General features: G+C 68.4%; 23 protein-coding genes and 1 pseudogene. 13 read left to right on the forward strand and 11 right to left on the reverse strand.

The genetic code is table 11. The features are described 5' to 3' along the window. The first annotated feature begins 59 nt into the window (after nt 1-59). From OG225_RS21075 to OG225_RS21090, 4 genes are read left to right on the forward strand one after another with little or no spacing between them, the layout of a single operon-like run. Nucleotides 60-623 (forward strand): YdcF family protein, encoded by a 564-nt coding sequence (locus tag OG225_RS21075; protein WP_405176914.1) that lies wholly within the window; start codon nt 60-62, stop codon nt 621-623. An 18-nt stretch (nt 624-641) separates the two neighbouring features. Then, a complete protein-coding gene (locus OG225_RS21080; protein WP_405176915.1) occupies nt 642-1,985 on the forward strand; it encodes a glutamate-1-semialdehyde 2,1-aminomutase in 1,344 nt (447 codons plus the stop codon). Beyond that, a complete protein-coding gene (locus tag OG225_RS21085; RefSeq protein WP_405176916.1) occupies nt 1,982-3,121 on the forward strand; it encodes a glycosyltransferase in 1,140 nt (379 codons plus the stop codon). The genes OG225_RS21080 and OG225_RS21085 overlap by 4 nt, the downstream gene beginning before the upstream one ends. Nucleotides 3,122-3,172: 51 nt before the next feature. Beyond that, on the forward strand, nt 3,173-3,829 hold the full coding sequence (locus OG225_RS21090; RefSeq protein WP_405176917.1) for a class I SAM-dependent methyltransferase: 657 nt from the start codon (nt 3,173-3,175) through the stop codon (nt 3,827-3,829). A 41-nt stretch (nt 3,830-3,870) separates the two neighbouring features. Here the strand turns inward: OG225_RS21090 and OG225_RS21095 are convergent, their stop codons facing one another. Together OG225_RS21095 and OG225_RS21100 are read right to left on the reverse strand one after the other, a co-directional pair. Beyond that, nucleotides 3,871-5,019 carry a thiolase family protein gene (locus OG225_RS21095; RefSeq protein WP_405176918.1) on the reverse strand — a complete coding sequence of 383 codons (1,149 nt, stop codon included), beginning with the start codon at nt 5,017-5,019 and terminating at the stop codon, nt 3,871-3,873. After that, nucleotides 5,016-5,453, reverse strand: a complete 438-nt coding sequence (locus OG225_RS21100; protein WP_405176919.1) for a Zn-ribbon domain-containing OB-fold protein — start codon at nt 5,451-5,453, stop codon at nt 5,016-5,018. Before OG225_RS21100 ends, OG225_RS21095 begins: the two co-directional genes overlap by 4 nt. Before the next feature lie 279 nt (nt 5,454-5,732). Here OG225_RS21100 and OG225_RS21105 point away from each other — a divergent pair, with 279 nt between their 5' ends. Further along, nucleotides 5,733-6,266 (forward strand): STAS domain-containing protein, encoded by a 534-nt coding sequence (locus OG225_RS21105; RefSeq protein ID WP_405176920.1) that lies wholly within the window; start codon nt 5,733-5,735, stop codon nt 6,264-6,266. Here OG225_RS21105 and OG225_RS21110 read toward each other — a convergent pair. The 3 genes from OG225_RS21110 to OG225_RS21120 are packed head-to-tail and all read right to left on the reverse strand — an operon-like array spanning nt 6,188 to nt 8,197. Further along, nucleotides 6,188-6,430, reverse strand: coding sequence for a helix-turn-helix transcriptional regulator (locus OG225_RS21110; protein WP_405176921.1), 243 nt, complete (start codon nt 6,428-6,430; stop codon nt 6,188-6,190). The two genes, OG225_RS21105 and OG225_RS21110, sit on opposite strands and share 79 nt — an antisense overlap. Then, complete coding sequence (locus tag OG225_RS21115; protein WP_405176922.1) at nt 6,420-7,271, reverse strand: ABC transporter permease; 852 nt, start codon at nt 7,269-7,271, stop codon at nt 6,420-6,422. Before OG225_RS21115 ends, OG225_RS21110 begins: the two co-directional genes overlap by 11 nt. Then, nucleotides 7,268-8,197 (reverse strand): ABC transporter ATP-binding protein, encoded by a 930-nt coding sequence (locus OG225_RS21120; RefSeq protein ID WP_405176923.1) that lies wholly within the window; start codon nt 8,195-8,197, stop codon nt 7,268-7,270. Before OG225_RS21120 ends, OG225_RS21115 begins: the two co-directional genes overlap by 4 nt. A 235-nt stretch (nt 8,198-8,432) precedes the next feature. Between OG225_RS21120 and OG225_RS21125 the strand changes: the two genes are divergently transcribed. The 3 genes from OG225_RS21125 (at nt 8,433) to OG225_RS21135 (ending at nt 10,023) form a co-directional block, all read left to right on the forward strand. Beyond that, nucleotides 8,433-9,236: an LLM class flavin-dependent oxidoreductase gene (locus OG225_RS21125; protein WP_405176924.1), complete on the forward strand. Its 804-nt coding sequence runs from the start codon at nt 8,433-8,435 to the stop codon at nt 9,234-9,236. A 286-nt stretch (nt 9,237-9,522) separates the two neighbouring features. Next, entirely contained in the window at nt 9,523-9,663 is a 141-nt protein-coding gene (locus tag OG225_RS21130; RefSeq protein WP_405176925.1) for a hypothetical protein, read from the forward strand. Between the two features lie 96 nt (nt 9,664-9,759). Beyond that, nucleotides 9,760-10,023, forward strand: coding sequence for a hypothetical protein (locus OG225_RS21135; protein ID WP_405176926.1), 264 nt, complete (start codon nt 9,760-9,762; stop codon nt 10,021-10,023). Nucleotides 10,024-10,194: 171 nt separating this feature from the next. Here OG225_RS21135 and galK read toward each other — a convergent pair whose 3' ends face one another. After that, nucleotides 10,195-11,352, reverse strand: a complete 1,158-nt coding sequence (galK, locus tag OG225_RS21140) for a galactokinase (protein ID WP_405176927.1) — start codon at nt 11,350-11,352, stop codon at nt 10,195-10,197. After that, nucleotides 11,349-12,470 carry a galactose-1-phosphate uridylyltransferase gene (galT, locus tag OG225_RS21145; protein ID WP_405176928.1) on the reverse strand — a complete coding sequence of 374 codons (1,122 nt, stop codon included), beginning with the start codon at nt 12,468-12,470 and terminating at the stop codon, nt 11,349-11,351. The genes galK and galT overlap by 4 nt, the downstream gene beginning before the upstream one ends. A 41-nt stretch (nt 12,471-12,511) precedes the next feature. Here galT and OG225_RS21150 point away from each other — a divergent pair, with 41 nt between their 5' ends. After that, on the forward strand, nt 12,512-13,438 hold the full coding sequence (locus OG225_RS21150; protein ID WP_405176929.1) for an aldose 1-epimerase family protein: 927 nt from the start codon (nt 12,512-12,514) through the stop codon (nt 13,436-13,438). Nucleotides 13,439-13,459: 21 nt separating this feature from the next. Here OG225_RS21150 and OG225_RS21155 read toward each other — a convergent pair whose 3' ends face one another. Continuing rightward, nucleotides 13,460-13,789, reverse strand: a complete 330-nt coding sequence (locus OG225_RS21155) for a hypothetical protein (RefSeq protein WP_405176930.1) — start codon at nt 13,787-13,789, stop codon at nt 13,460-13,462. Nucleotides 13,790-13,901: 112 nt separating this feature from the next. Between OG225_RS21155 and OG225_RS21160 the strand changes: the two genes are divergently transcribed. The 4 genes and pseudogenes from OG225_RS21160 (at nt 13,902) to OG225_RS21175 (ending at nt 18,093) form a co-directional block, all read left to right on the forward strand. Next, the gene (locus OG225_RS21160) at nt 13,902-14,030 is read left to right on the forward strand and encodes a hypothetical protein (protein WP_405176931.1); all 129 of its coding nucleotides are present in this window, start codon (nt 13,902-13,904) and stop codon (nt 14,028-14,030) included. Nucleotides 14,031-14,085: 55 nt separating this feature from the next. After that, nucleotides 14,086-15,162, forward strand: coding sequence for a phospho-N-acetylmuramoyl-pentapeptide-transferase (gene mraY / locus OG225_RS21165; RefSeq protein WP_405176932.1), 1,077 nt, complete (start codon nt 14,086-14,088; stop codon nt 15,160-15,162). Nucleotides 15,163-15,223: 61 nt separating this feature from the next. Continuing rightward, nucleotides 15,224-16,666 carry a CHAD domain-containing protein gene (locus tag OG225_RS21170; protein ID WP_405176933.1) on the forward strand — a complete coding sequence of 481 codons (1,443 nt, stop codon included), beginning with the start codon at nt 15,224-15,226 and terminating at the stop codon, nt 16,664-16,666. A gap of 91 nt (nt 16,667-16,757) precedes the next feature. After that, nucleotides 16,758-18,093, forward strand: a pseudogene (locus OG225_RS21175) (NAD(P)/FAD-dependent oxidoreductase). A gap of 17 nt (nt 18,094-18,110) precedes the next feature. Here the strand turns inward: OG225_RS21175 and OG225_RS21180 are convergent. From OG225_RS21180 to OG225_RS21190, 3 genes are all read right to left on the reverse strand, one after another. Further along, nucleotides 18,111-18,566 (reverse strand): F0F1 ATP synthase subunit epsilon, encoded by a 456-nt coding sequence (locus OG225_RS21180; protein WP_405176934.1) that lies wholly within the window; start codon nt 18,564-18,566, stop codon nt 18,111-18,113. 108 nt (nt 18,567-18,674) lie between these two features. Beyond that, a complete protein-coding gene (locus tag OG225_RS21185) occupies nt 18,675-19,145 on the reverse strand; it encodes a hypothetical protein (protein ID WP_405176935.1) in 471 nt (156 codons plus the stop codon). A 223-nt stretch (nt 19,146-19,368) separates the two neighbouring features. After that, nucleotides 19,369-20,286: a DUF1206 domain-containing protein gene (locus tag OG225_RS21190; protein WP_405176936.1), complete on the reverse strand. Its 918-nt coding sequence runs from the start codon at nt 20,284-20,286 to the stop codon at nt 19,369-19,371. Nucleotides 20,287-20,493 lie beyond the last annotated feature (207 nt).

A 20,493-nucleotide genomic window follows, 5' to 3' on the forward strand; every position in this document is an offset into this window, starting at 1 on the left:
GCCCGCCGATCGTCTCCACCACCTCCACCGCCGACCACGACGGACCGGGACGGTAGGCCGTGTACGCGCGCCTACCCGGACGCCGGAAACATTGGCGAGTCCTCCTACCCGTGGGGCTGCTCGCGTTCCTGGTGACGGTCGTCGTGGCGGGGCTTCCGGTCTACGTGTACCCGCAGGTCGACCCGCTGCGGCCCGCCGACGCGATCGTCGTCCTCGGCGGCACGGCCTACGAACGTTTCGACGTCGGACTCGACCTCGCCGAACGAGGGTTCGCGCCGGAACTGGTGATCTCGGCCTCGACCGGTCTCGACGACCCCTGGATGGCCAAGTACTGCGATGGCCAATTCCCTTTCCGGGTGGCATGTTTCGAGCCCGATCCGTGGACCACCCAGGGTGAGGCGCAGGAGATCCGGCGCCGCGCCTCGGCCGAGAACTGGCGTCACATCATCGTCGTCACCTTCACCCCGCACGTGTCGCGCGCCCGCTACATCGTCGGCAAATGTTTCGACGGCGAGCTGACCATGGTCGCCAGCCCGAGCCGGTCCGACCTCGCATTCCAGGCGTGGATGTATCTGCGTCAGAGCGCCGGATATCTCAAGGCCGCCACCGAATTCGGCTGCTGAGAACCGAGAGGAACGAGCATGGACCCGACCACGTCGAGGAGTTTCGCCCGTAGCGACGCCGCGCGGGCCCGCCTGCACGAGCTGGTACCGGGCGGCGCGCACACCTATGCCAGGGGCGACGACCAGTATCCCGAGCACATGGCCCCGATCCTGGTGCGCGGCAACGGATGCCGGGTTGTCGACCGTGACGGCAACGAATACGTCGAATACGGCATGGGCCTGCGCTCGGTCACTCTCGGGCACGGATACCGTCCCGTGGTCGACGCGGTGAGCGCCGCCATCGCCGACGGCGTGAACTTCTCCCGCCCCACCGAACTGGAACTGCTGGCGGCCGAGGATTTCCTCGCGCTGGTCCCCGGCGCCGATATGGTGAAATTCGCCAAGAACGGCTCGGACGTGACGACGGCGGCCGTGCGCCTGGCCCGCGCCGTCACCGGACGGCTCACCGTCGCCGCCTGCGACCAGCCCTTCTTCTCCGTCGACGACTGGTTCATCGGGACCACGGCGATGGACAGCGGCATCCCCGCCCCGCCGACGGTGCGCTTCCCCTACAACGACCTCCCCGCGCTGGAGGCGGTCCTCGCCGGAAACGAGGTCGCCTGTGTGCTGCTGGAAGCCGCGACCGCGCTGCACGAACCGCTGCCCGGCTACCTCGAAGGCATGCGCGCGCTGTGCGACCGCTACGGCGCGCTGTTGATATTCGACGAGATCATCACCGGATTCCGCTGGTCCTCCGGTGGCGCGCAGCGGGTGTACGGGGTGGTGCCCGACCTGTCGTGCTGGGGCAAGGCGATGGGTAACGGCTTCCCGCTGTCGGCCCTGGCGGGTAAGCGCGAGTACATGGAACTCGGCGGTCTGCGCACCGACCGGGCGCGCGTATTCCTGCTCTCCACCACCCACGGACCCGAAACCGGCGCGCTCGCGGCCTTCCGCGCGGTGGTGCACGCCTACGCGACCACCGATCCCATCGGGCGCATGGAGCACGCGGGTCGGCGGCTGCGCGCGGGATTCGAGGAGATCACCGCCGAGCTGGGAATCGCCGATCGGCTGCGTATCGCCGGACGGTCGTCGTGCCTGATCTTCCAGACCTTCGACCCCGACGGCGTCGCCTCCCAGGAATTCCGCACCCTGTTCCTCCAGGAACTGTTGCGCCACGGGGTGCTCGGGCAGTCCTTCGTCACCTCCGCCGCCCACACCGACGCCGATATCGACGACACGATCGCCGCCTGTCACGCGGCGGCGCGGTGGTATCGGCGCGCGCTCGACGACGGCAGCGCGGACCCACACCTCACCGGCAGACCGGTCGCGCCCGCGTTGCGCCGTTTCGCCGACCCACGACGGCTGGAAGGAGCGGTGTTGTGAGCGAACCGCGCATCGCCCTGGTACACGAACGTTTCACCGAATACGGTGGATCGGAGGCCGTGGTCGGCGAATTCGCGCGCACCTGGCCGCAGGCGTCGGTGTACGCGCCGATCGTCGACCCCGCGCGGGCTCCGGCCATCGCCCATCCGCCGTGGGACACCATCGAGACCACCTGGCTCTCGCGCGTGCACGCCGCGACCGGCCGTCGCTCGCACGCGCCGCTGTTGCCGCTGGTCCCGCGCGCCCTGCGCGGACTGCCGTTGCGCGACCGGTTCGACGCGGTGGTGGTCAGCCACCACGCTTTCGCCGTCCAGGCGGTATTCGCGACCGACGCGCCCGTCGTCGCCTACGTCCACAGCCCGGCGCGCTGGGCCTGGGAGCCCGCGTTCCGCGCCCGTGAGGCAGGTGGTTTCGCCGGTCGTACGGCGTTGGTCGCGCTGGGCGCGGTCGCCCGTCGCGCCGAACGCGCCGCCGCGCCGCGGTTGCACACCGTCGTCGCCAATTCGCACGCGGTCGCCGCGCGGGTCGGCGAGTGGTGGGATCTGCCCGCGGTCGTGGTCAACCCTCCGGTCCGCCTCGACCGCTTCTCCCTCGACGCCGCCGTCCCGCGCGAGGATTTCCTGCTCTTCGCCGGACGTCTCGTGCCCTACAAACGTCCCGACCTCGCGATCCGCATCGCCCAGCGTTCGGGGCGCAGGCTCGTGGTCGTGGGCGACGGCCGCTACCGCCGTCAACTGGAGGCCATCGCCGGATCCGAGACCACCTTCCTCGGTGCCGCCCCCGACGACGTGCTGGTGGACATGTACCGCCGCTGCCACGCCCTGCTCATGCCCGGCGTGGAGGATTTCGGCATCGTCCCCGTCGAGGCGATGGCCTGTGGCGCACCGGTTCTCGCGGTCGGAGAAGGCGGTGCGCTCGACACCGTCGCCCCCGGCGTCACCGGCGCGCACATCCCGTTCGGCACCGACGAGGAGGTCGTCACCGGCTTCGCCGAGGTCCTCGGCGCGGGGAAGACCTACGACCCGGCGGTCGTCCGCGCGCACGCGGAATCCTTCGGGCCCGAGGTGTTTCGCGCGCGGATGGCGGAAGTGGTTGCGGGAGTGTTGGATTCGTCTTCCCAGAAATCTGTTCGATGAGACGGTCGCGATACTTGACCTGAACCATGGTTCATGTCCGAGGCTGGGACCATGACACAGAACCCGGACAACTGGAACATCGTCTACGACAACGACACCGCCCCCTGGGTGATCGGTGCGCCGCAGCCCGCGATCGTCGCCGCCGAGGCCGACGGCTGGATTCGCGGCCGCGTCCTGGATCCGGGGGCGGGCGCGGGCGAACACACCATCGCCCTGACCGAACTCGGCTACGACGTGCTCGGCGTCGACCTGTCACCCAGCGCCGTCGCCTACGCGCGCCGCAACGCTGTCGCCAAGGGGGTCGCGCGGGCTCGATTCGAGGTCGCCGATCTGCTCACCTTCGCCGACCCCGCCGTCGAGCCACTCGGCGAATTCGACACCGTCCTCGACAGCGCCCTTTTCCACGTCTTCGTCGACGATCCCGCGGGACGTGCCACCTATGTGCGCGCCCTGCGCCGCCTGTGCGTCCCCGGCGGCCACGTCATCGTCCTCGCCCTTTCCGACACGGAGAAGGGTTTCGGCCCGCGGATCGGCGAGAACGTCATCCGTGACGGTTTCGCCGACGGCTGGACCATCGAACAGCTCGGCCCGACCATCTATCGCGGCCGCGTCACCGAGGTCGTCGCCGAGGACGCCGCCCGCCACGGGCTGCCCGCCGAAGGCCCGATCGACACCGCGGCCTGGCTCGCCCGCATCCGCCGCGACTGATCCGGCGGGTACGAACGACGGGCGAGCCACGGCGTCGACGCTCAGGTGGTGACGATCGTCGCCCCCGCGGTACCCGGCGCACCGTAGAGCAGCGCGAACCCCGCCTTCGGCTCGCCGGCGACCTGACGTTCGCCCGCGGTGCCACGCAATTGCAGCACCAACTCGTGCAGCTGACGCATACCCGACGCGCCGATCGGCTCGCCGTTGGCGATCAGCCCACCGTCGGTGTTCACCGGCAGCGAGCCCGAGATCTCGGTGGCGCCGTCGGCGATCAAACGCTCCTGATCACCGTGCGAGCAGAACCCAGCCTCGGCCATATGGATGACCTCCGCGCCCGCGTCGGTGTCCTGCAACTGGACGACATCGATGTCCTCGGGCGAGAGACCGGCCGATTCGAAGGCCGCGCGCGAGGCGTACACCGACGGGGACACATCCTCCTCCACCGGTGCGTAGGTCGTATTGACCTCGTAGGCCCCGTAGGTGCGCGTGCGCACCTCCACCGCGCGCACATACACCGGTTTGCTCGTGTAGCGATGGGTGATATCGGCACGGCACATGATCACCGCCGCCGCGCCTTCGTCCGGCGCGCAGAACATGTAGTGGGTCAGCGGGTAGTTGAGCATCGGCGCGGCCAGGATCTCCTCCTCCGAAACCGGCTTGCGGCGGAAGGCGTTCGGATTCAAACCACCGTTGCGGTAGTTCTTGGCCGCGACCCTGGCCAGCGTCCGCACCGAGATGTCGTGATCGTGCAGATACCGATTCGCCTTCATACCGAAGTACTGCGTGGTCAGATATTGCCCGTTCTCGCCGTACCACTTGGGCATGCCGACCAGGGTCGGGTCGACGGTGAACGCCCCGCGCGGATGTTTGTCCAGGCCGATCGCGATGCCGATGTCGTATTTCCCGAGCCGAATCGCGTCCGCGCACGCCTCGGTGGCGCTGGCCGAGGTGGCACACGCGTTGAAGACATTGGTGAACGGAATACCGGTCAAACCCATCAGACCCACGATCGCGTCGGGATTGGCGACCTCCCAACTACCGCCGACGGCGAATTGGATATCCCGCCATTCCAGTCCGGCGTCGGCCAGCGCGGCGCGGATCGCGTCGGTCCCCATCGCCATGGCGGTCTTGCCATCGAAACGGCCGAAGGGATGCACACCCACGCCGATGATCGCGACATCGTTGCTCATATCAGAACTCCTGCCGCTGCGGCGGGTCGGAAGGCGAAGGTGATGACCTGGTTGCCTTCGGGGTCGGTACCGAGCGGGACGGCCGTCAAAGTGACCGGCATCCCGAATTCCAGTTTCTCCGGGTCGTTCTCGGTCAACCGGCCCTCGACCCGGATGACGTCACCGAGCTGAACCAGCCCGACCCCGAACGGGACGAAGGTCTTCGACGTCTCGTCACCCAGATAGGGCGCGCCGGGAAGGAACCCCTGGGGCGTCCACGCCACCAATGTCCCGGTCGAGGGCAGCGTGATCTTCTCGACCGAGGCCCGACTGCACCGCGGGCACAGATCCTGGATCGGGAACACCGTCGCGCCGCAGTCCGCGCACGAGCCGCCGACCAGCCGGAAATCGTCTTCCGGCCAGGTGGAAATCGCCGGGTCGATAATTCTCTGCATCTATCGCTCCTCACATTCGCGATGGCGTCTTCTCATCGACACGGCTGCCACCGCGACGACCACGAGGCATACGGCAGAGCGGGCGACGGCTCCGACGTCACTGTCCACCATCTTATGGAGAACCTACAGATAGCAATACAGTAGTGCCGACAATCGGTGTCGGCCTCTTGACCGCGCCGCCGTCGTTGGCCACACTCGAAAAACCGGACAGTACTGCCCGGTTTTGGAGCGGTCCCCGCGACGGGACACTCCGGGTGGTTCGAAGAGAGAGGGGCCGCGATGACATCCGGCCTGCACGCGCGACGGACCGTATCTCGCCCTCGCGTCACACCGAAGAAGAAGCCACCGGACCGTCCCCGCCCGCCCGCCGACACCTCCCACCACGGCGATACCTCACCCGAACGCGATATCGCCGTGGTGGAAGTCGACGGAGATATCGACCTCGCCACCGCACCGGCGCTACTCGAACGCGGACTCGCACTGCTCGCGCGCGGGCATCGTCACCTGGTCCTGGACATGTCCGCGGTCGACTACGCCGACCCCTCCGGCATCAACGCCGTGCTCGACCTGCTCTACGGCGCCCACGATCGTCGCGGCACACTGAGGTTGATCCACGTGCCCGATCGACTGGAACGGCAACTCCGTCTGACCGGCCTGGCCGAACTCGTCGTCACCACATCCCGACCGACGACGCCGACGGCCGACGACTCCGCACCGCGGCCGCCGACCGAGGCTCACGCGGTGTCGGCACTCGATCCGAGACGGGGGAACGGCTCGGTGGAGAACACCACTTCGACCGCGACCTCGAAATAGTCGGCGATCCGTAACGCCAGGTGCAGACTGGGGCTGTACTCGCCGCGTTCGAGGTAGCCCACCGTCTGATAGTGGACTCCCAGCGCCTCGGCCAACTCCCGTCGCGAGATGCCGCGCTCGGCGCGCAGCATCGCGAGACGGTTGTGAATGACCTCAGAAGGCACGCTGCATCGCTTTGTCACGCCGCGTGGCCATGCTCGATCCGGACTCGTGTCGCGCCATGCGTCCCAACACTATCGGCGCGAGCACCAGCCCCACCAAGGCCCACCCGCCCAGCACCCCGACCATTTCCGGATGCCGCCACGAACCGCCGATCTCGACGGAGACCGCCTCGGACGGCAGCAGTACCGAGCGCATGCCGAGTCCGGTCCAGTAGATCGGGAACACCTGCGCCAGACCCTGCAACCATCCGGGCAGGGCCGTCAGCGGATAGAAGATGCCCGAGATCGCGACCAGACCCATCAGCGGCATCGTCAGCAGGAATGTGGCACGCGGCCCCTCGAGCACGCCGCCCAGGATCGCACCGGCGGGCAGGGTCGCCAGCAGACCGAGCAGCACGATTCCGGCGAAGCCCGCCCACGCCCCCGGACCGTCGAAAGCGGAACCGCCGATGATCACCGCGCCCACGGCCAGCACCACGACCACCTGCGCGCACACCGACCCCGCACTCGTCACGATCTTGCCGACGAAGTAGCTGATCATGCCCTTCGGGACGGTCTTGGCCCGCAGCAACGTGCCGTCCTCGCGATCGAGTACCAGCACATTCGTGATGCCGAACAGGCCGTTGAACGCGACGATGCTGCCGATCAGCCCGGGCAGCGCGAGTTCGGCGATCGACATGCCGGTGTCGGCGTAGTCGCGGTCACGGATCAGGTACAGCACCGCGAGCGTGATGGCGGGCGTGAGGAATTGCCCGATCAGGTCGGGGGCGGAGGTGAACAGTTGCCGCAATTCGATACGTCCACGCGCCAAGCCGACGCGGAACGCGGTCACGGTGGGATTCATCGCCCGACCTCCGCGAGAGTGCGGACGGCGCCGTCGATCTCGCCCGATTCGTGGCGACGCACCAGGGTCATGTAGACCTCTTCCAGCGACGCCCGGCGCACCTCCAGTTCCCGGACCTCGGCACCGTGCTGGCCGAACAGTTCGTGGACGAATTTCGTCGACTCCGAGGTGGTGTGGACGAAATGCTGATCATCGAGGGTCCACCGCACTTCGGCTTCGCCCGCCACCGTGCGGGTCAACTCCGCCGCCGAACCTTCGGCGATGATCCGACCACCGGCCAGGATCAGGATCCGGTCGGCCAGCTTCTCCGCCTCGTCGAGGTCGTGGGTCGTCATCAGCACCGTCGTCTCCTCCAGATCGGCCAACCGATGCACCAGATCGTGGAAGTCGCGGCGTGCGGCGGGATCGAAACCCGCGGTGGGTTCGTCCATGAACAACAATTCCGGGCGGCCGAGCAGCCCGATCGCCACATCCAGCCTGCGGCGTTGCCCACCGGACAGAGTGGCGATCCTGGCATCGCCCTGATCGGTGAGCCCGACGAGATCGATGAGTTCGTCACTGCCCCAGGGCGGGCGGACGCCCTCGCCGCGATAGGGGAGATACAGCGCGCCGAGGTGGCCGAGCAACTCGCGCACCCGCCACCTGGCGTGATCACGCCACGACTGCAACACCACCCCGATTCGCGCACGCCAACGCTCGTCACCGTGCTCGGGATCGACCCCGAGCACGCTGACCCGCCCCGCCGAACGCTTACGAAACCCCTCCAGGATCTCGAGCGTGGTGGTCTTGCCCGCCCCGTTGGGACCGAGCATCACCAGCACCTCCCCCCGATTCGCCCGGAACCCCACACCGTGCAGAACATCCGCGGTGTCGTATCGCATCCGCAGATCCTCGACATCGAGCACCACCCCGTCGGTCGACCTCATGAGCCCTCCCATCATCGACATATGATGGTTTGTAGTATATGTACTACATATCGCCATAGCAATACCCCACGCGCGCCTTTCCCCGGCCCGACCACGCGGCCGGATCCGTCACCGGCGAACACCAGGCGAGGGTGAGCGTTGCGAATATGCAGTGGAGTATTCGGAGCATTGGAATGCTCACGGTCGACTCATAGCGTTGTCGGTGGTTCGATCGCGACAACGCACCGGAGGAATCATGGAACTCGGCGTCATTCTGCCCACGTCCACGCCCGACCCCGCACATCCGATCCTGGGTGACGTGCGGGCGAGCGCCAGGCTGGCCGAACAGGTCGGGCTCGAATCCGTCTGGTCCACAGACCATCTCATCGCGAGCGCGCCGATGCTGGACAGTACGGTCACCCTCGCCACCGCCGCCGCGGTCACCGATCGGATCGGGATCGGATTCAATGTCATGTTGCTCGCGCTGCGGCCGGTCGCCTGGGCGGCCAAACAGATCGCCACCCTCCAGTACGTGTCCGGAAACCGACTGCTCCTCGGCGTCGGGACCGGTAATCCCGCGCACGGCGATATCGGGTGGCGGGCGGCGGATATGCCGTTCGAGCAGCGCGGCAAGCGCACCGACGAGGCGCTCGCCGTCCTTCCCGGTCTGGTGTCGGGCGCGCCGACGACGCTGTCCGACGGCTTGGAGATCACGCTGACGCCCGGCGCGCAGGTGCCCCCGATCCTGGTGGCGGGCAATGGTGTTCGCGCCCGTCGCCGTGCCGCCGCCTACGCCGAGGGCTGGATCGTCCTGAATCCGGCGCGCGAACAGATCCCCGCCGATATCGCCGAGCTCCGCGAGCTCGCGGAGAAGTACGAGAGGCCGACACCTACGGTCACCGTGGTCGCTCCCACCCTGCCCACCGACCTCACGGCCGCCGCCGGATTCCTGCACGATTACGCCGCGCTCGGCATCGAACGGGTGATCCTCGCCCCGACCGGTCCCGACTGGCAGCGCGATTACCACTTCGCCGCGAAACTCCGTGCCGCGCTCGACTGAACAGAGTGTGATATGTAGTCACCGACACCCGCTTGTTGCCGTCCGGTCTCGGAATGTTTTCCCACCCGAGTGGCGGGGCACACCACGGATGCGAGCGAGCGTGTCGGACCGGCTCAGGCCTGGTGCGACACCCGGTCGTCATCCTTGACACACACCGAACACCGAGGTCGCGCCCATGCAATACATCCAAGGCCCTGAAGACAACCAGCCGTACGAGTCCGGGCAACGACCTACGCTCCCCAAGCGTGCGGCACAGGGCGTCCCGTCGGCCCCGACCCCCCGGGGCGTGACGCGGATCGATGAGGTCTCCCGCGCGGCGGCCGCCATCGCGATGTGGGCGGACAACCCCGCCGCCGAGGAAAACCCCTCGACGGCGCCCACGAGACCTCCGACCGAGCTCGGATACACCGAAACCGACTACCCGTAGCGGGCACTCGACGGGGAACCAGCCGATCCGGCCGATTCGTCCACCCCGTTTGCCGCCGAACCCAGCGGGTAGGCGCGACAGAGGAGGTGACGGTCCATGGCACATCACATGCCCGGCGAATCGGACGATCGGCCCGGTCCCGCATCGGATTCCCTCGACGACACGGTGACGCGGTTCCCGCATCTGGTCGGCGCGGAGATATTCGATCAGGAGCTCTCGAAGGACTCGGTGCGGGACCCGCTCGACGCCCTCGGCAAGCACGTGGAGGATTCCGCACGCAGGAACCGCGTGCCGATCGCCGCGGTCGCCGCAGGATCGGCGGCCGTGCTCACGTGGATCGTGCTGCGCCGGAAACGGTGATCACCGGCGTCACCGACAGCGCCCGAACCTCGGGTGTGGGTCGCGACCGATCTCGGCGTGCAGGCGTCGCCGTCGACCCGCGCCGGTGATCTGCGCCCACAGGCCCGGGGTGAGCACCTGGTAGATCGGCGGCCGCGTACGCGTCTCGCGTGACGATCGCGGGTTTCGTCCTCAGCCGTCGCGGCGCGCGCCTTCGGACGGGGTCACGGTGAACCGGGCGGGTATAGCCAGACCTCTTGTCGCGAAGGCCTTTTCGACGGCCTCCGAGATCGCGGGCACGGCATCGACCGGGGCGAGCGCGATCGCGGCGCCTCCGAATCCGCCCCCGGTCATCCGCGCCCCGATCGCCCCGGCCGACGTGGCGGCTTCCACCGCGACATCCAGTTCCCGCACCGAGATCTCGAAATCGTCGCGCATCGACACGTGCGAGGCGTCCAGGAGCGCGCCGATCGCGGCCGGGCCGTCGGCGCGCAGGGTGCGCACGGTGTCGAGTACTCGCTGATTCTCGGTGACGACGTGGCGCACGCGCCGAAACGTCGTCTCGTCCAGCAGATCTTGCGCTCCGCTCAGGTCATCGATTCCCACATCACGCAACGCGGGCACCCCGAGCGCGGCGGCACCCGCCTCGCAGGCGGCCCGCCGGTCCCGGTAGCCGCCGGTCGCGTGCGCGTGCCGAACCCCGGTATCGATCACCAACACCACCAGGTCCGCCTCCGCGAAACCGAGGGGCACGACCTCGGCCGCCAGGGAACGGCAGTCCAGGAAGACCGCGGCATCGGCACTGCCGAGCAGCGAAGCGGACTGGTCCATGATGCCTGTCGGCGCGCCGACCACGTCGTTCTCCGCCCGCTGCCCCACCCGCGCCAGCGTCTCCCGGGAAAAGTCCAGACCCCACAGTTGCGCCAGGGCCAGCGCCACCGCGCTCTCGATCGCCGCCGACGAGGACAGGCCCGCGCCCACCGGCACGGTGGAATCGATGACGAGATCCACACCCGGCACCCCGGACAGATCGACGCCGAATTCACCCAGTGCCCACGCGACCCCCAGCGGGTAGGCCGCCCAGTCGCGCAACCGACCCGCCGCGTGCACGCGCGCCAGGTCCGTCAGCTCGATCTGCACCGGTTCCGCGGCGAAGGTACTCGCCACCCGCACCAGACCGTCGGCGCGCCGACCCGCCGCGACCACCGTGCGCCGATCGATCGCGAACGGCAGCACGAAACCCTCGTTGTAATCGGTGTGCTCACCGATCAGGTTGACGCGGCCCGGAGCGGACCACACCCCGTCGGCGGCCCGGCCGGTGAGTGTGCCGAACAGTTCGCGCACGCTCACGCCGAAGTCACCGCCGCCCGGATACTCTCCGCCGCGACCTCGGGCGGGATATCGCCGACCCACGCGCCCATCGCCGCCTCCGAACCCGCCGGATATTTCAGTTTGTCCGCACCGCGCCTCGGCGAGGTCAGTTGCAGATGCAGACGCAACGCATCCCGCCCGACCCGCACCGGCGCCTGATGCCAGGCCGCGATGTAGGGGGTCGGTGTCTCGTAGAGCGCGTCCACCCCGCGCAACAGACGCGGGAGCAGGATCGCGAGTTCGGCGCGCTCGGCCTCGCTGGTTTCCGCGAAATCCGGTACGTGACGGTGCGGCAGCATATGCACCTCGATCGGCCAGCGGGCCGCGAACGGCACGAACGCGGTCCAGTACTCGCCCTCGAGCACCACCCGCCCGCCGTCGCGCTCGAAGTCCAGAATGCGCGCGAACAGATCGGGGCCGAGCCGGGCGGCAGCGTCGAGCAGGCGCGCGGTGCGCGGGGTGACATAGGGGTAGGCGTAGATCTGGCCGTGCGGATGATGCAGCGTCACCCCGATCGCCTCACCGCGGTTCTCGAACGGAAACACCTGCTCGACGCCGGGCAACGCCGACAACTCCCCGGTGCGGTCGGCCCACACCTCTATCACCGTGCGCGCGCGACTCGTACCGAGCGTGCCGAACGAACCGTGCTGCGCCGGGCTGAAACACACCACCTCGCACCGCCCCACCGCCCTCCGCTCCCGGCCGAGGCCGAGCGCGGTCGTGTCATCGAGCCCGGACGGGGCGGGCGGCTCGCCGGTGACCTGCGACGCCAGCGCCGGACCGAAGGACGGTGAGCGGTTCTCGAAGACCGCGACATCGTAGATATCGGGCACCTCCGACGGATTCTCCGGCGTCTGCGGCGCGAGCGGGTCGCGCTCCGAGGGCGGGAGGACGACCCGGTTCTGCCTGGCCGCGGCGATGGAGACCCACTCCCCGGTGAGCACGTCCTGACGCATCACCGCGGTGCCGGGACGCGGGTCCGGCCGCCTCGCGTCGATCCGGCGCCGCGGGCCGAGCACGGTATCCGCGTCGTCGTAGTAGAAGAGGTCGCGGCCGTCGGCGAGCTTCGCCGCGCGCTTGACGATTCCGGAGGACACCGCCCCACGATAACCACCGATGGGCACCGTAGGCTCGCGATGTGCTCGAATCGGTTCCCACCGCCACCGGTCGAACGATCCTGCTCGAGGCGCACGGCGCCCGCGCCGAGATCGGAACGGTCGCCGCGGTGCTGCGCTCGCTGACCGTCGCCGGTGTCGCGGTAACCGAACCCGTGTCGGCGGACGCACCACCGCCGCTGGGTTGCGGCATCGTCCTGGTGCCGTGGGCGAACCGGGTGCGCGACGCCCGCTGGACCCTGGACGGCGTCGAACAGCGACTCGACATCACCGAACCGGCCCGCGCCAACGCGATCCACGGTCTGCTGCGCAATACCGAGTACACGGTGCTCGACCGTTCCACGGACGCCGTCACCCTGGGCGCGCTGATCCCGCCGCAACACGGGTGGCCGTTCCTCTTGGACACCCGGGTCCGGTACAGACTGCGCCCCGACGGACTCACCGTGACCCACGGCGTGGTCAACCACGGTGATCGCCCCGCGCCGTGGTCCGTCGGCGCGCACCCGTACCTGCGTGTGGGCGATACCCCGATCGACGATCTCGTGCTCACCGCGCACGCGGGCACCTGGTTCGAGGCCGACGACCGCAAGAACCCGGTCGGCGAGCATCCCGTGGACGGAACCGGCAGCGATCTGCGCGCGGGCGTACGGGTCGGGGATCTCGATCTCGACACCGCCTTCGGCGACGTCGTCCCCCGCGAGGGTGTCGCGGCCCGGCTCACCGCGCCCGACGGTGCCACCGTCGACCTGATACAGGGCGACCGATGGGGTCACCTCCAGGTGTTCACCCCGCGCAACTTCCCGCGCCCCGACGGTATCGGCCTCGCCGTGGCGATCGAACCGATGTCGGCACCGCCGGACGCACTCAACTCCGGCCGCGGCCTGCACTGGCTGTCACCGGGCGAGTCGACCGAACGAACCTGGGGTATCCGCTACACACCCGCACGCTGATTCGCCCCTCGGGGGTGGCTTTCATTCGATCCGGCGGAACTCCCCCAGCAATCGCAACTCGAACAGCCGCTCCACCTCGACCAGCGCGTCCGCGGGAACTTCCTCATCCTCGTAGGTCACATTGAGCCAGAGCACAGGAAGCGCACCGGCGACCGCCAGCAACACCGCGGGCACGAGCAGATCGTTCTCCATCGACTCGGTCTCGAAGTACGCGCGCGCCAGGAACCGCGCCGACGGATACCCCGCGAGCACCGGCGTCAACGCTTCTTTCAGTCCGACCAACCGCTCGTAGGCTTGCGTTCGCGTCCCCACCCGCAACGGACCCGCCCACTCACGACACTCCTGCACCACGCCCCGACCCTACGGTCTCCGCCCGGGCGGACAACCCGGCGATGTACTCACTCCCCCACCGATTCAGCTCGGTGACAACGCTTCCTGCCACGCCGGTCTGGATCGTCACGGCATGCACCTGCCTCGGCGCGACGACCTGCGCGGTTCGTCCGACCAGCGGGTAGCCCGCTGGTCGGGGGCGCGGAGTTCGGGCGATCTCGCGCAGGACGTGCCGGAAACCCGTCGGCTGGTTATGGTCTGACGGGCGGTCGATCCGAGGGGTCGCGGCCGAGTATTCGGCGGTAGTGAGGGTGTGGATGAGGCAGATCTTGTTCTCGGCGTTGATCGCGCTCGCGGTATCGATCACGTTGACGCCGTTGCTGATCCAGATATTCGCGCGGCGCGCGCTGGGGCAGGAGATCCGGGTCGAGGGCCCGCAGAGCCACCAGGGCAAACGCGGTACGCCGACGATGGGCGGTATCGCGATCGTCATCGGGATCTGGGTCGGATATCTGGGATCGCATCTCATCGAGATGGGCGGTGAATCCACCGGACCCTCGGCGTCGGGATTATTGGTGCTGAGTTTGGCCACGGCACTGGGATTCGTCGGATTCCTCGACGATTTCATCAAATTGCGCAGGCAACGCAATCTGGGATTGACCGCGACCGGCAAATACGTCGGACAGATCTCCGCGGCCGTGATCTTCGGTGTGCTCGCACTGCGCTTTCCGGACGCCACCGGCGCGACACCGGCGAGCAGGCATCTGTCCGATGTCCGCGACATCGCGACGGTGCTACTTCCGCCGTCGCTGTTCCTGATCCTGGTCTGTTTCCTCGTGGTCGCGTGGTCCAACGCGGTCAATATCACCGACGGGCTGGACGGGCTGGCGGCGGGTTCCATGGGAATGACCCTCGGCGCGTACATGATCATCACGTTCTGGCAGTACACCAACGCGTGCTCGCGCACCCCCGACGTCGGCTGCTACACCGTGCGCGACCCGCTCGACCTCGGTGTCGTCTGTGCCGCGGGCGCGGCCGCGTGCGCGGGTTTCCTGTGGTGGAATGCCGCGCCCGCGAAAATCTTCATGGGCGACACCGGATCGCTGGCCCTGGGCGGATTGCTCGCCGGCCTGTCGATCACCACCCGCACCGAACTGCTGACCACCCTGGTCGGCGCGCTGTTCGTCGCCGAGATCATGTCGGTGATGATCCAGATCGCGATGTACCGCACCACCGGCAATCGAGTGTTCAAGATGGCGCCGTTCCACCACCATTTCGAACTGAGCGGCTGGAAGGAATCCACGGTCATCATCCGCTTCTGGCTTCTCTCCGGAATTTCGGCGGCCCTCGGACTCGGACTCTTCTACAACCAGTACCTGTCCGACGTCGGCTGATATCCGTTGATATCGGAGGTCGTGCCCGTTTCGGTCGCCCCGTTCGGGGAAGGCCGTATGGATGAAGGAAGACTTGGAGCGTGAGAGCAAATGGGAGGTCGATCGCGACTTCGCCCTCCCCACGCTGGAGGAGCTCGTCCCGAAGGGCCGGGTCGAGAAGACGTCCGTCCAGCTCACGAGTACCTATTACGACACCGATGAGCTCGATCTGCTCGCCGACAATGTGACATTGCGGCGGCGCGAAGGCGACGACGAGTCGGGATGGCAACTCGAGATCCCGCATGCGCGCGGACGGGTCGAGTTGGGCGCGGCGGTCTCGGAGGATTTGCCGAGCGAACTCGGTGATGTCGTCCGCGGCGTGAGTCTGGGGAAGCCGCTGCACGCGGTGACGACCATCTACACGCTGCGCGACCGTCATCGCGTGCTCGACGCGAACGGTGAGCTGATCGCCGAAGTCGCCGACGACACGGTGGAGGCGACACCGTCCGACGGTTCGGCGGACAGCTTCGCCTGGCGCGAGGTCGAGATCGAATTGGGGCCGCGGACCGAGCGGGTTCCGGCGGCGCTGGTCGACACGCTCGCGCGGGCGGGGGCCCGCGCCTCGGAGTATCCGTCGAAGTTGTCGCGGGTGCTGCCCGGTCGTTCGGGCAGGCCGGGCGGCGAGTCGACCGCCGAACGCGCGATCGGCGACTATCTGACCGCCCAGATCGACCTGATCATCGCGGGCGATATCGAATTGCGCCGGGGACGCGACCCGATCCACGACACCCGCGTGGCATGTCGGCGGCTGCGCAGTACCCTGCGCGTTTTCGGCGACCTGCTCGACGACACCGCGATCGGCGCGGTCCAGGACGAGGTGAAGTGGTACGCGGGCCTGCTCGGCGAGGTGCGCGACTGCCAGGTGCAGCGACGTCGCCTCGGCGGCAAGGTCGCGGCACTGGAACCCGAACTGGTGCTCGGTCCGGTGGCGGCGCGGATCGAATCCGAACTGCTCGGCAGACAGGTCGTGCGGCGTGACGAACTCGCCGAGGCCATGAACTCGCGACGCTATCTGGACCTGCTCGCCACGCTGCACGCGTGGAAGTCGAATCCGCCGTTCGCCGACCACATCCGCGGCCGCGATCTCGTGCGGCGAGCGCACAGGGCCGCGCGCAAAGCCGACAAACGCCTGGCGAGCGCGATCGACGATCAGCGCGACGAATCGCTGCATCGCGCGCGTAAGGCCGCGAAGCGGGCCCGCTACGCTGCCGAACTCCACGGCCCGGTCCGCCGGGCCGAACGCGCGAAGGCGAATGTCGCGTACTACAAGAAGGTGCAGCGGGTGCTCGGCGATCACAACGACGGCGTGGTCTCGGCCGAATTCCTGTGGCGCACCGCGACTGTCGCGGGCACCGCACAGGACGAGAACGGTTTCACCTTCGGCCTGCTGTACGCGAACGAGAAGCGCGAGGCGGACGCGGCCGAGCAGAAGATCACGAAGGTCGCCGACGAGCACGACCGGTAGTCGCCCGTCTCCGGGCTTGTGTCGTTCATCGCGTCTGTTTCACATCCGGTGAGCCGGGAATCGCGTCCCAAACGACCGATGGGAGACGACGGTGACGGAGGACGCAACCGGACAGGCCGTACGGGTGGTGATCGTCGGCGGTGGCTTCGCCGGTTTCACCTGCGCGCGACGGCTGTGCAAGACGCTCGCCCACGCCGGACGGGATATCGAGATCGTGCTGGTCGACCCGCACGACTACATGCTCTACACCCCGCTGCTGCCCGATGTGGCGGGCGGTCTGATCGACCCCAGGTTCGTCACGGTGCCGCTGGCCGACGCGCTGCCGAAGGTCAGGCTGGTGGTGGCCGAGGTGGAATCGGTGGATCTGCTCGGCCCGCACGATCACCGTGCGCGGCGAACACCACCCGCCGCGCGAGATCGGCTGGGACCGGCTCGTCCTCACCCCCGGTTCGGTGACCCGGCTTTTCGACGTGCCGGGTCTGCACGAACACGCCCGCGGCCTGAAAACCGTCGCCGAGGCCCTCTACCTGCGCGAGCAGCTGCTGCATCAACTGGAGGCGGCCGAACACGACGACGATCCGCAGGTGCGACAGGCACGCCGCACGGTCGTGGTGGTCGGCGCCTCCTACGCGGGCACCGAATTGATCGCCCAGTTGCGCGCCCTTGCCGACGCCTACGCCGATCGACGCGGTCTCGAACGCGCGCAGGTGCGCTTCCTGCTGTTGGACACCGCGGAACGAGTGATGCCGGAAGTGGGCACGCGACTCGGCGACAAGGTGCTCGAGGTGCTGCGCGCCCGCGGTATCGAGATCCGGTTGCAGACCTCGCTGCGGTCGGTCTCCGCCGATCACGTGATGCTCACCGACGGCACGAAGGTGGCGACCCATACCGTCGCCTGGGTGACCGGGGTGACCGGAGCGCCGCTGCTGAGTTCCCTCGGCCTACCGCTGGAACGCGGACGTCTCGTGGTGGACGCGGACCTGCGGATTCCCGGCTTCCCCGAGGTGTTCGCCGGCGGCGATGCCGCAGCGGTGCCCGATCTGACCGAGAACGGGAAGGCGATCACGCCGCCGACCGCCCAGCACGCGATCCGCCAGGGCAAAGCCTTGGCGCGCAATCTCGCCGCCGGGCTCGGGTTCGGCAGGTCGAAACCGTACAAACATCGGGACAGGGGACTCGTCGTCGATCTCGGCCCGGGATTCGCGGTCGCCAACCCGCTCGGCATTCGCCTGTCCGGCCTGGCCGCCAAGGCGGTGACCAGGGCTTACCACACCTACGCGGTGCCGCGCGGAGTCAATCGCTGGGCGATCACGCTGACCTATCTGACCAATACCGTGGTGCCACGGCCGTTGACCCGGCGCGGGCTGGTCAGCCCGGAGGAATCGAGTTTCGCCGCAAGCGAGGGCATCAGGCACGAGGCGTCCTGACCGCGCACGGTGCGGGCCTACCCACACACCCTGGCCGCTACGGCCAGCCGCAGGTTCGCCCGGCGCAGTGCCGCGTGCGCGTCCGCGTCACCGTGATCGTGCCGTAGGCGTTCGGCGGCGTCGGCCTGGGCCCAGCGGGCCCGCTCGACGTCGATGCGATCGGCGAATTCGATGCGGTCGGCGGTGATCCGCAGTTCGTCGTCCTGGGCCGACAGCGACCCGGTGTGCACGGCGGCCAGCCACGTCCGGTCGTCGGCGCGCAGGGTCAGCGCGCCGTGCTCGAGCGCGATGGCGCAGGGTTCGTGACCGGGCTCGATGAGATATTCGCCGTGCACGGTCGGCGCGAGGACTGCGCTGACCCCGACGGTGAAATCGCGGTAGCCGGGCACGCTCAGCGTCACCGCCAAGCGTTCGGCGGCGCGCCGCCGGTCCGTCGTCGTCGCTGCCGACTGCCGGGAAACGATGTCACGCATGGTGAGATTCCTCCTCACGACGCCTGTCGCGGTATCGACCGACCACCGCTCAGTACCGGGCCTACCCCGGATGCGGCCGATCGAAAACAACGACATCGCAAGCCCCCTCTACTTCGGCGGCGCCGGGTCCTTCGGCACCGCGGCGGCGTCGATCGTGACTTCCGGGGCTGGCACGCCGGGCGCGGGCGGCGCCCGCATCCCGTCCAGGGCCGAGGCCAGCGTGTCGTAGACGGTGGCGGCCAGTTCCTTGTCCTGCGCCATGAAACCGCCGTGCGCGTTGAAATCGAGCATCTGGAGATATTCGACCAATTGCGCGCCGGTCAATTCGACGGCCGCCATTCCGTTCGGCTCGTCGGTCAGGCGCTGGGGATTCTCGATGGGCTTGTGTCCCGCGCCGGTACTGGTCTGCTCCCAGAGATCACGGGGTATGTGCAGGGTGATGACCGACAGGGCGGCGGCCTTGTCCTGCCGGTCCGCCTGCCCGCTCGGCGAATCCGTCGCGCAGGCCGCGAGGATCACGATGAGAACGATCGCGGTGACGACCGTGGCGAATGATCGAAGAATCGACACACGACGCATAGCTGTTGTCCGGCCTTTGCCCTCGGCGCTCGAGCGGAGTCGCCCGATCTGTCCACTACATACCCCTTACCACGACCGATAAGCGGTAACCCGATCATGGTCCACGCGCCGGACGCGGGTTTTCACGGCGCGCGAAAAGGGTGACCCGCACCCGTGCGGGTCACCCTTTTCGATCGGACCGATGAATTCGCATGCCCTCCGGTTCACTGTCGGAGGAGCCGCGTCACACCGGAACGCCGCCGTAGGTCCTGCGATGTTTGGCTTCGAGGAACGACAGCACACCGAAGGCCATCAGTCCGACCGAGACCAGGATGAGAAGCCACGGGCCGAAGGGTTCGTCCGCGAAATCACGCAGGACCGCGTCGACCCCCTTGGCCTCGGCCGGGTCGTAGTTCGCGCCCGCCACGATGGCGGCCAGCCCGATGCCGATCACGATCGCGCCCCGGGCGAGATAGCCGAGCCTGCCCAGCCAGATCACCGCTTCGCGCGAACCGTGCGTCATCCAGCCCATGCGCAGATCGTCGACGAACTCGAGGCGCAGGCCGCGGATCGTCTGCCAGATCCCGAAGGCCAGCACGGCAAGACCGATGAGCAGCACGACGACCTGCCCACCGTCCCAGCTCAGGATGCGGCCGGTCAGATCGCGGGCGGCGGCGTCGGTGGGGGTGGGGTACCTGCCGTGCACCACGAAGCGCAGGGTGGCGAGAAAGGCGAGGGCGTAGATGGTTCCGGAGACGACGGCGTAGAGCCGATGCCCACCGGAATAGGTCCGGCGCGCGGTCGCCACCTGCGCGATCCGCCACACGGTCAGGGCCGCGAAGCCGAAGACGAGCACCCACAGCAGCAGGTAGCCCAGCGGTTTGCTCGCGATCGCCGCCAGCGCGCCGCCCGCGTCCGGCTCGTGCTCGGCGGTGCCGATGGCCAACATGAAACCGAGAATGCCGATCACGATGTAGGCGACACCGCGTGCGAGGAATCCGAACCGCGCCGCGGTCTCGATCCCCGCCGAACCCGTGGACCTGCTCCTGCGGTAGTCGGAGGCGCGCCTGCCCCGGTACCCGCCGCCGGTGCGCCACCGGCGGCGGCCCCCGGTGGTGACCCGATCACGTCGTCGATATCTGGTATTGCGGAATATGCTCATGGCTCCTCATTTCTTCACGGCCCGTAATGCCCCCACTTCGCCGCGAATAACACGGCGGGCGATATTTCCGGACGGGCGGCCGATCCGAGGGGTGTTCGCGGCATGCGGCACGGATATCCCGGGAAATGCTCTCGCCCAAGCGATCAGCGCACCGAACCGGCGCGGACCGCACGATGGCGGGTATTCGCCGAGTCGTCACCTACGCGA

The organism is Nocardia sp. NBC_01377 (assembly GCF_045040005.1).
Classification (GTDB): Bacteria; Actinomycetota; Actinomycetes; order Mycobacteriales; family Mycobacteriaceae; genus Nocardia; species Nocardia noduli.

Coding starts and splice junctions, on each gene's coding strand:
- OG225_RS21125 (WP_405176924.1), top strand. CDS start 8,433: ATGGAACTCGGCGTCATTCTGCCCACGTCCACGCCCGACCCCGCACAT.
- OG225_RS21185 (WP_405176935.1), bottom strand. CDS start 19,145: ATGCGTCGTGTGTCGATTCTTCGATCATTCGCCACGGTCGTCACCGCG.
- OG225_RS21105 (WP_405176920.1), top strand. CDS start 5,733: ATGACATCCGGCCTGCACGCGCGACGGACCGTATCTCGCCCTCGCGTC.
- OG225_RS21115 (WP_405176922.1), bottom strand. CDS start 7,271: ATGAATCCCACCGTGACCGCGTTCCGCGTCGGCTTGGCGCGTGGACGT.
- OG225_RS21120 (WP_405176923.1), bottom strand. CDS start 8,197: ATGAGGTCGACCGACGGGGTGGTGCTCGATGTCGAGGATCTGCGGATG.
- OG225_RS21100 (WP_405176919.1), bottom strand. CDS start 5,453: ATGCAGAGAATTATCGACCCGGCGATTTCCACCTGGCCGGAAGACGAT.
- OG225_RS21160 (WP_405176931.1), top strand. CDS start 13,902: ATGCACCTGCCTCGGCGCGACGACCTGCGCGGTTCGTCCGACCAGCGG.
- OG225_RS21180 (WP_405176934.1), bottom strand. CDS start 18,566: ATGCGTGACATCGTTTCCCGGCAGTCGGCAGCGACGACGACGGACCGG.
- OG225_RS21170 (WP_405176933.1), top strand. CDS start 15,224: ATGAAGGAAGACTTGGAGCGTGAGAGCAAATGGGAGGTCGATCGCGAC.
- mraY (WP_405176932.1), top strand. CDS start 14,086: ATGAGGCAGATCTTGTTCTCGGCGTTGATCGCGCTCGCGGTATCGATC.
- OG225_RS21190 (WP_405176936.1), bottom strand. CDS start 20,286: ATGAGCATATTCCGCAATACCAGATATCGACGACGTGATCGGGTCACC.
- OG225_RS21090 (WP_405176917.1), top strand. CDS start 3,173: ATGACACAGAACCCGGACAACTGGAACATCGTCTACGACAACGACACC.
- OG225_RS21135 (WP_405176926.1), top strand. CDS start 9,760: ATGGCACATCACATGCCCGGCGAATCGGACGATCGGCCCGGTCCCGCA.
- OG225_RS21095 (WP_405176918.1), bottom strand. CDS start 5,019: ATGAGCAACGATGTCGCGATCATCGGCGTGGGTGTGCATCCCTTCGGC.
- OG225_RS21080 (WP_405176915.1), top strand. CDS start 642: ATGGACCCGACCACGTCGAGGAGTTTCGCCCGTAGCGACGCCGCGCGG.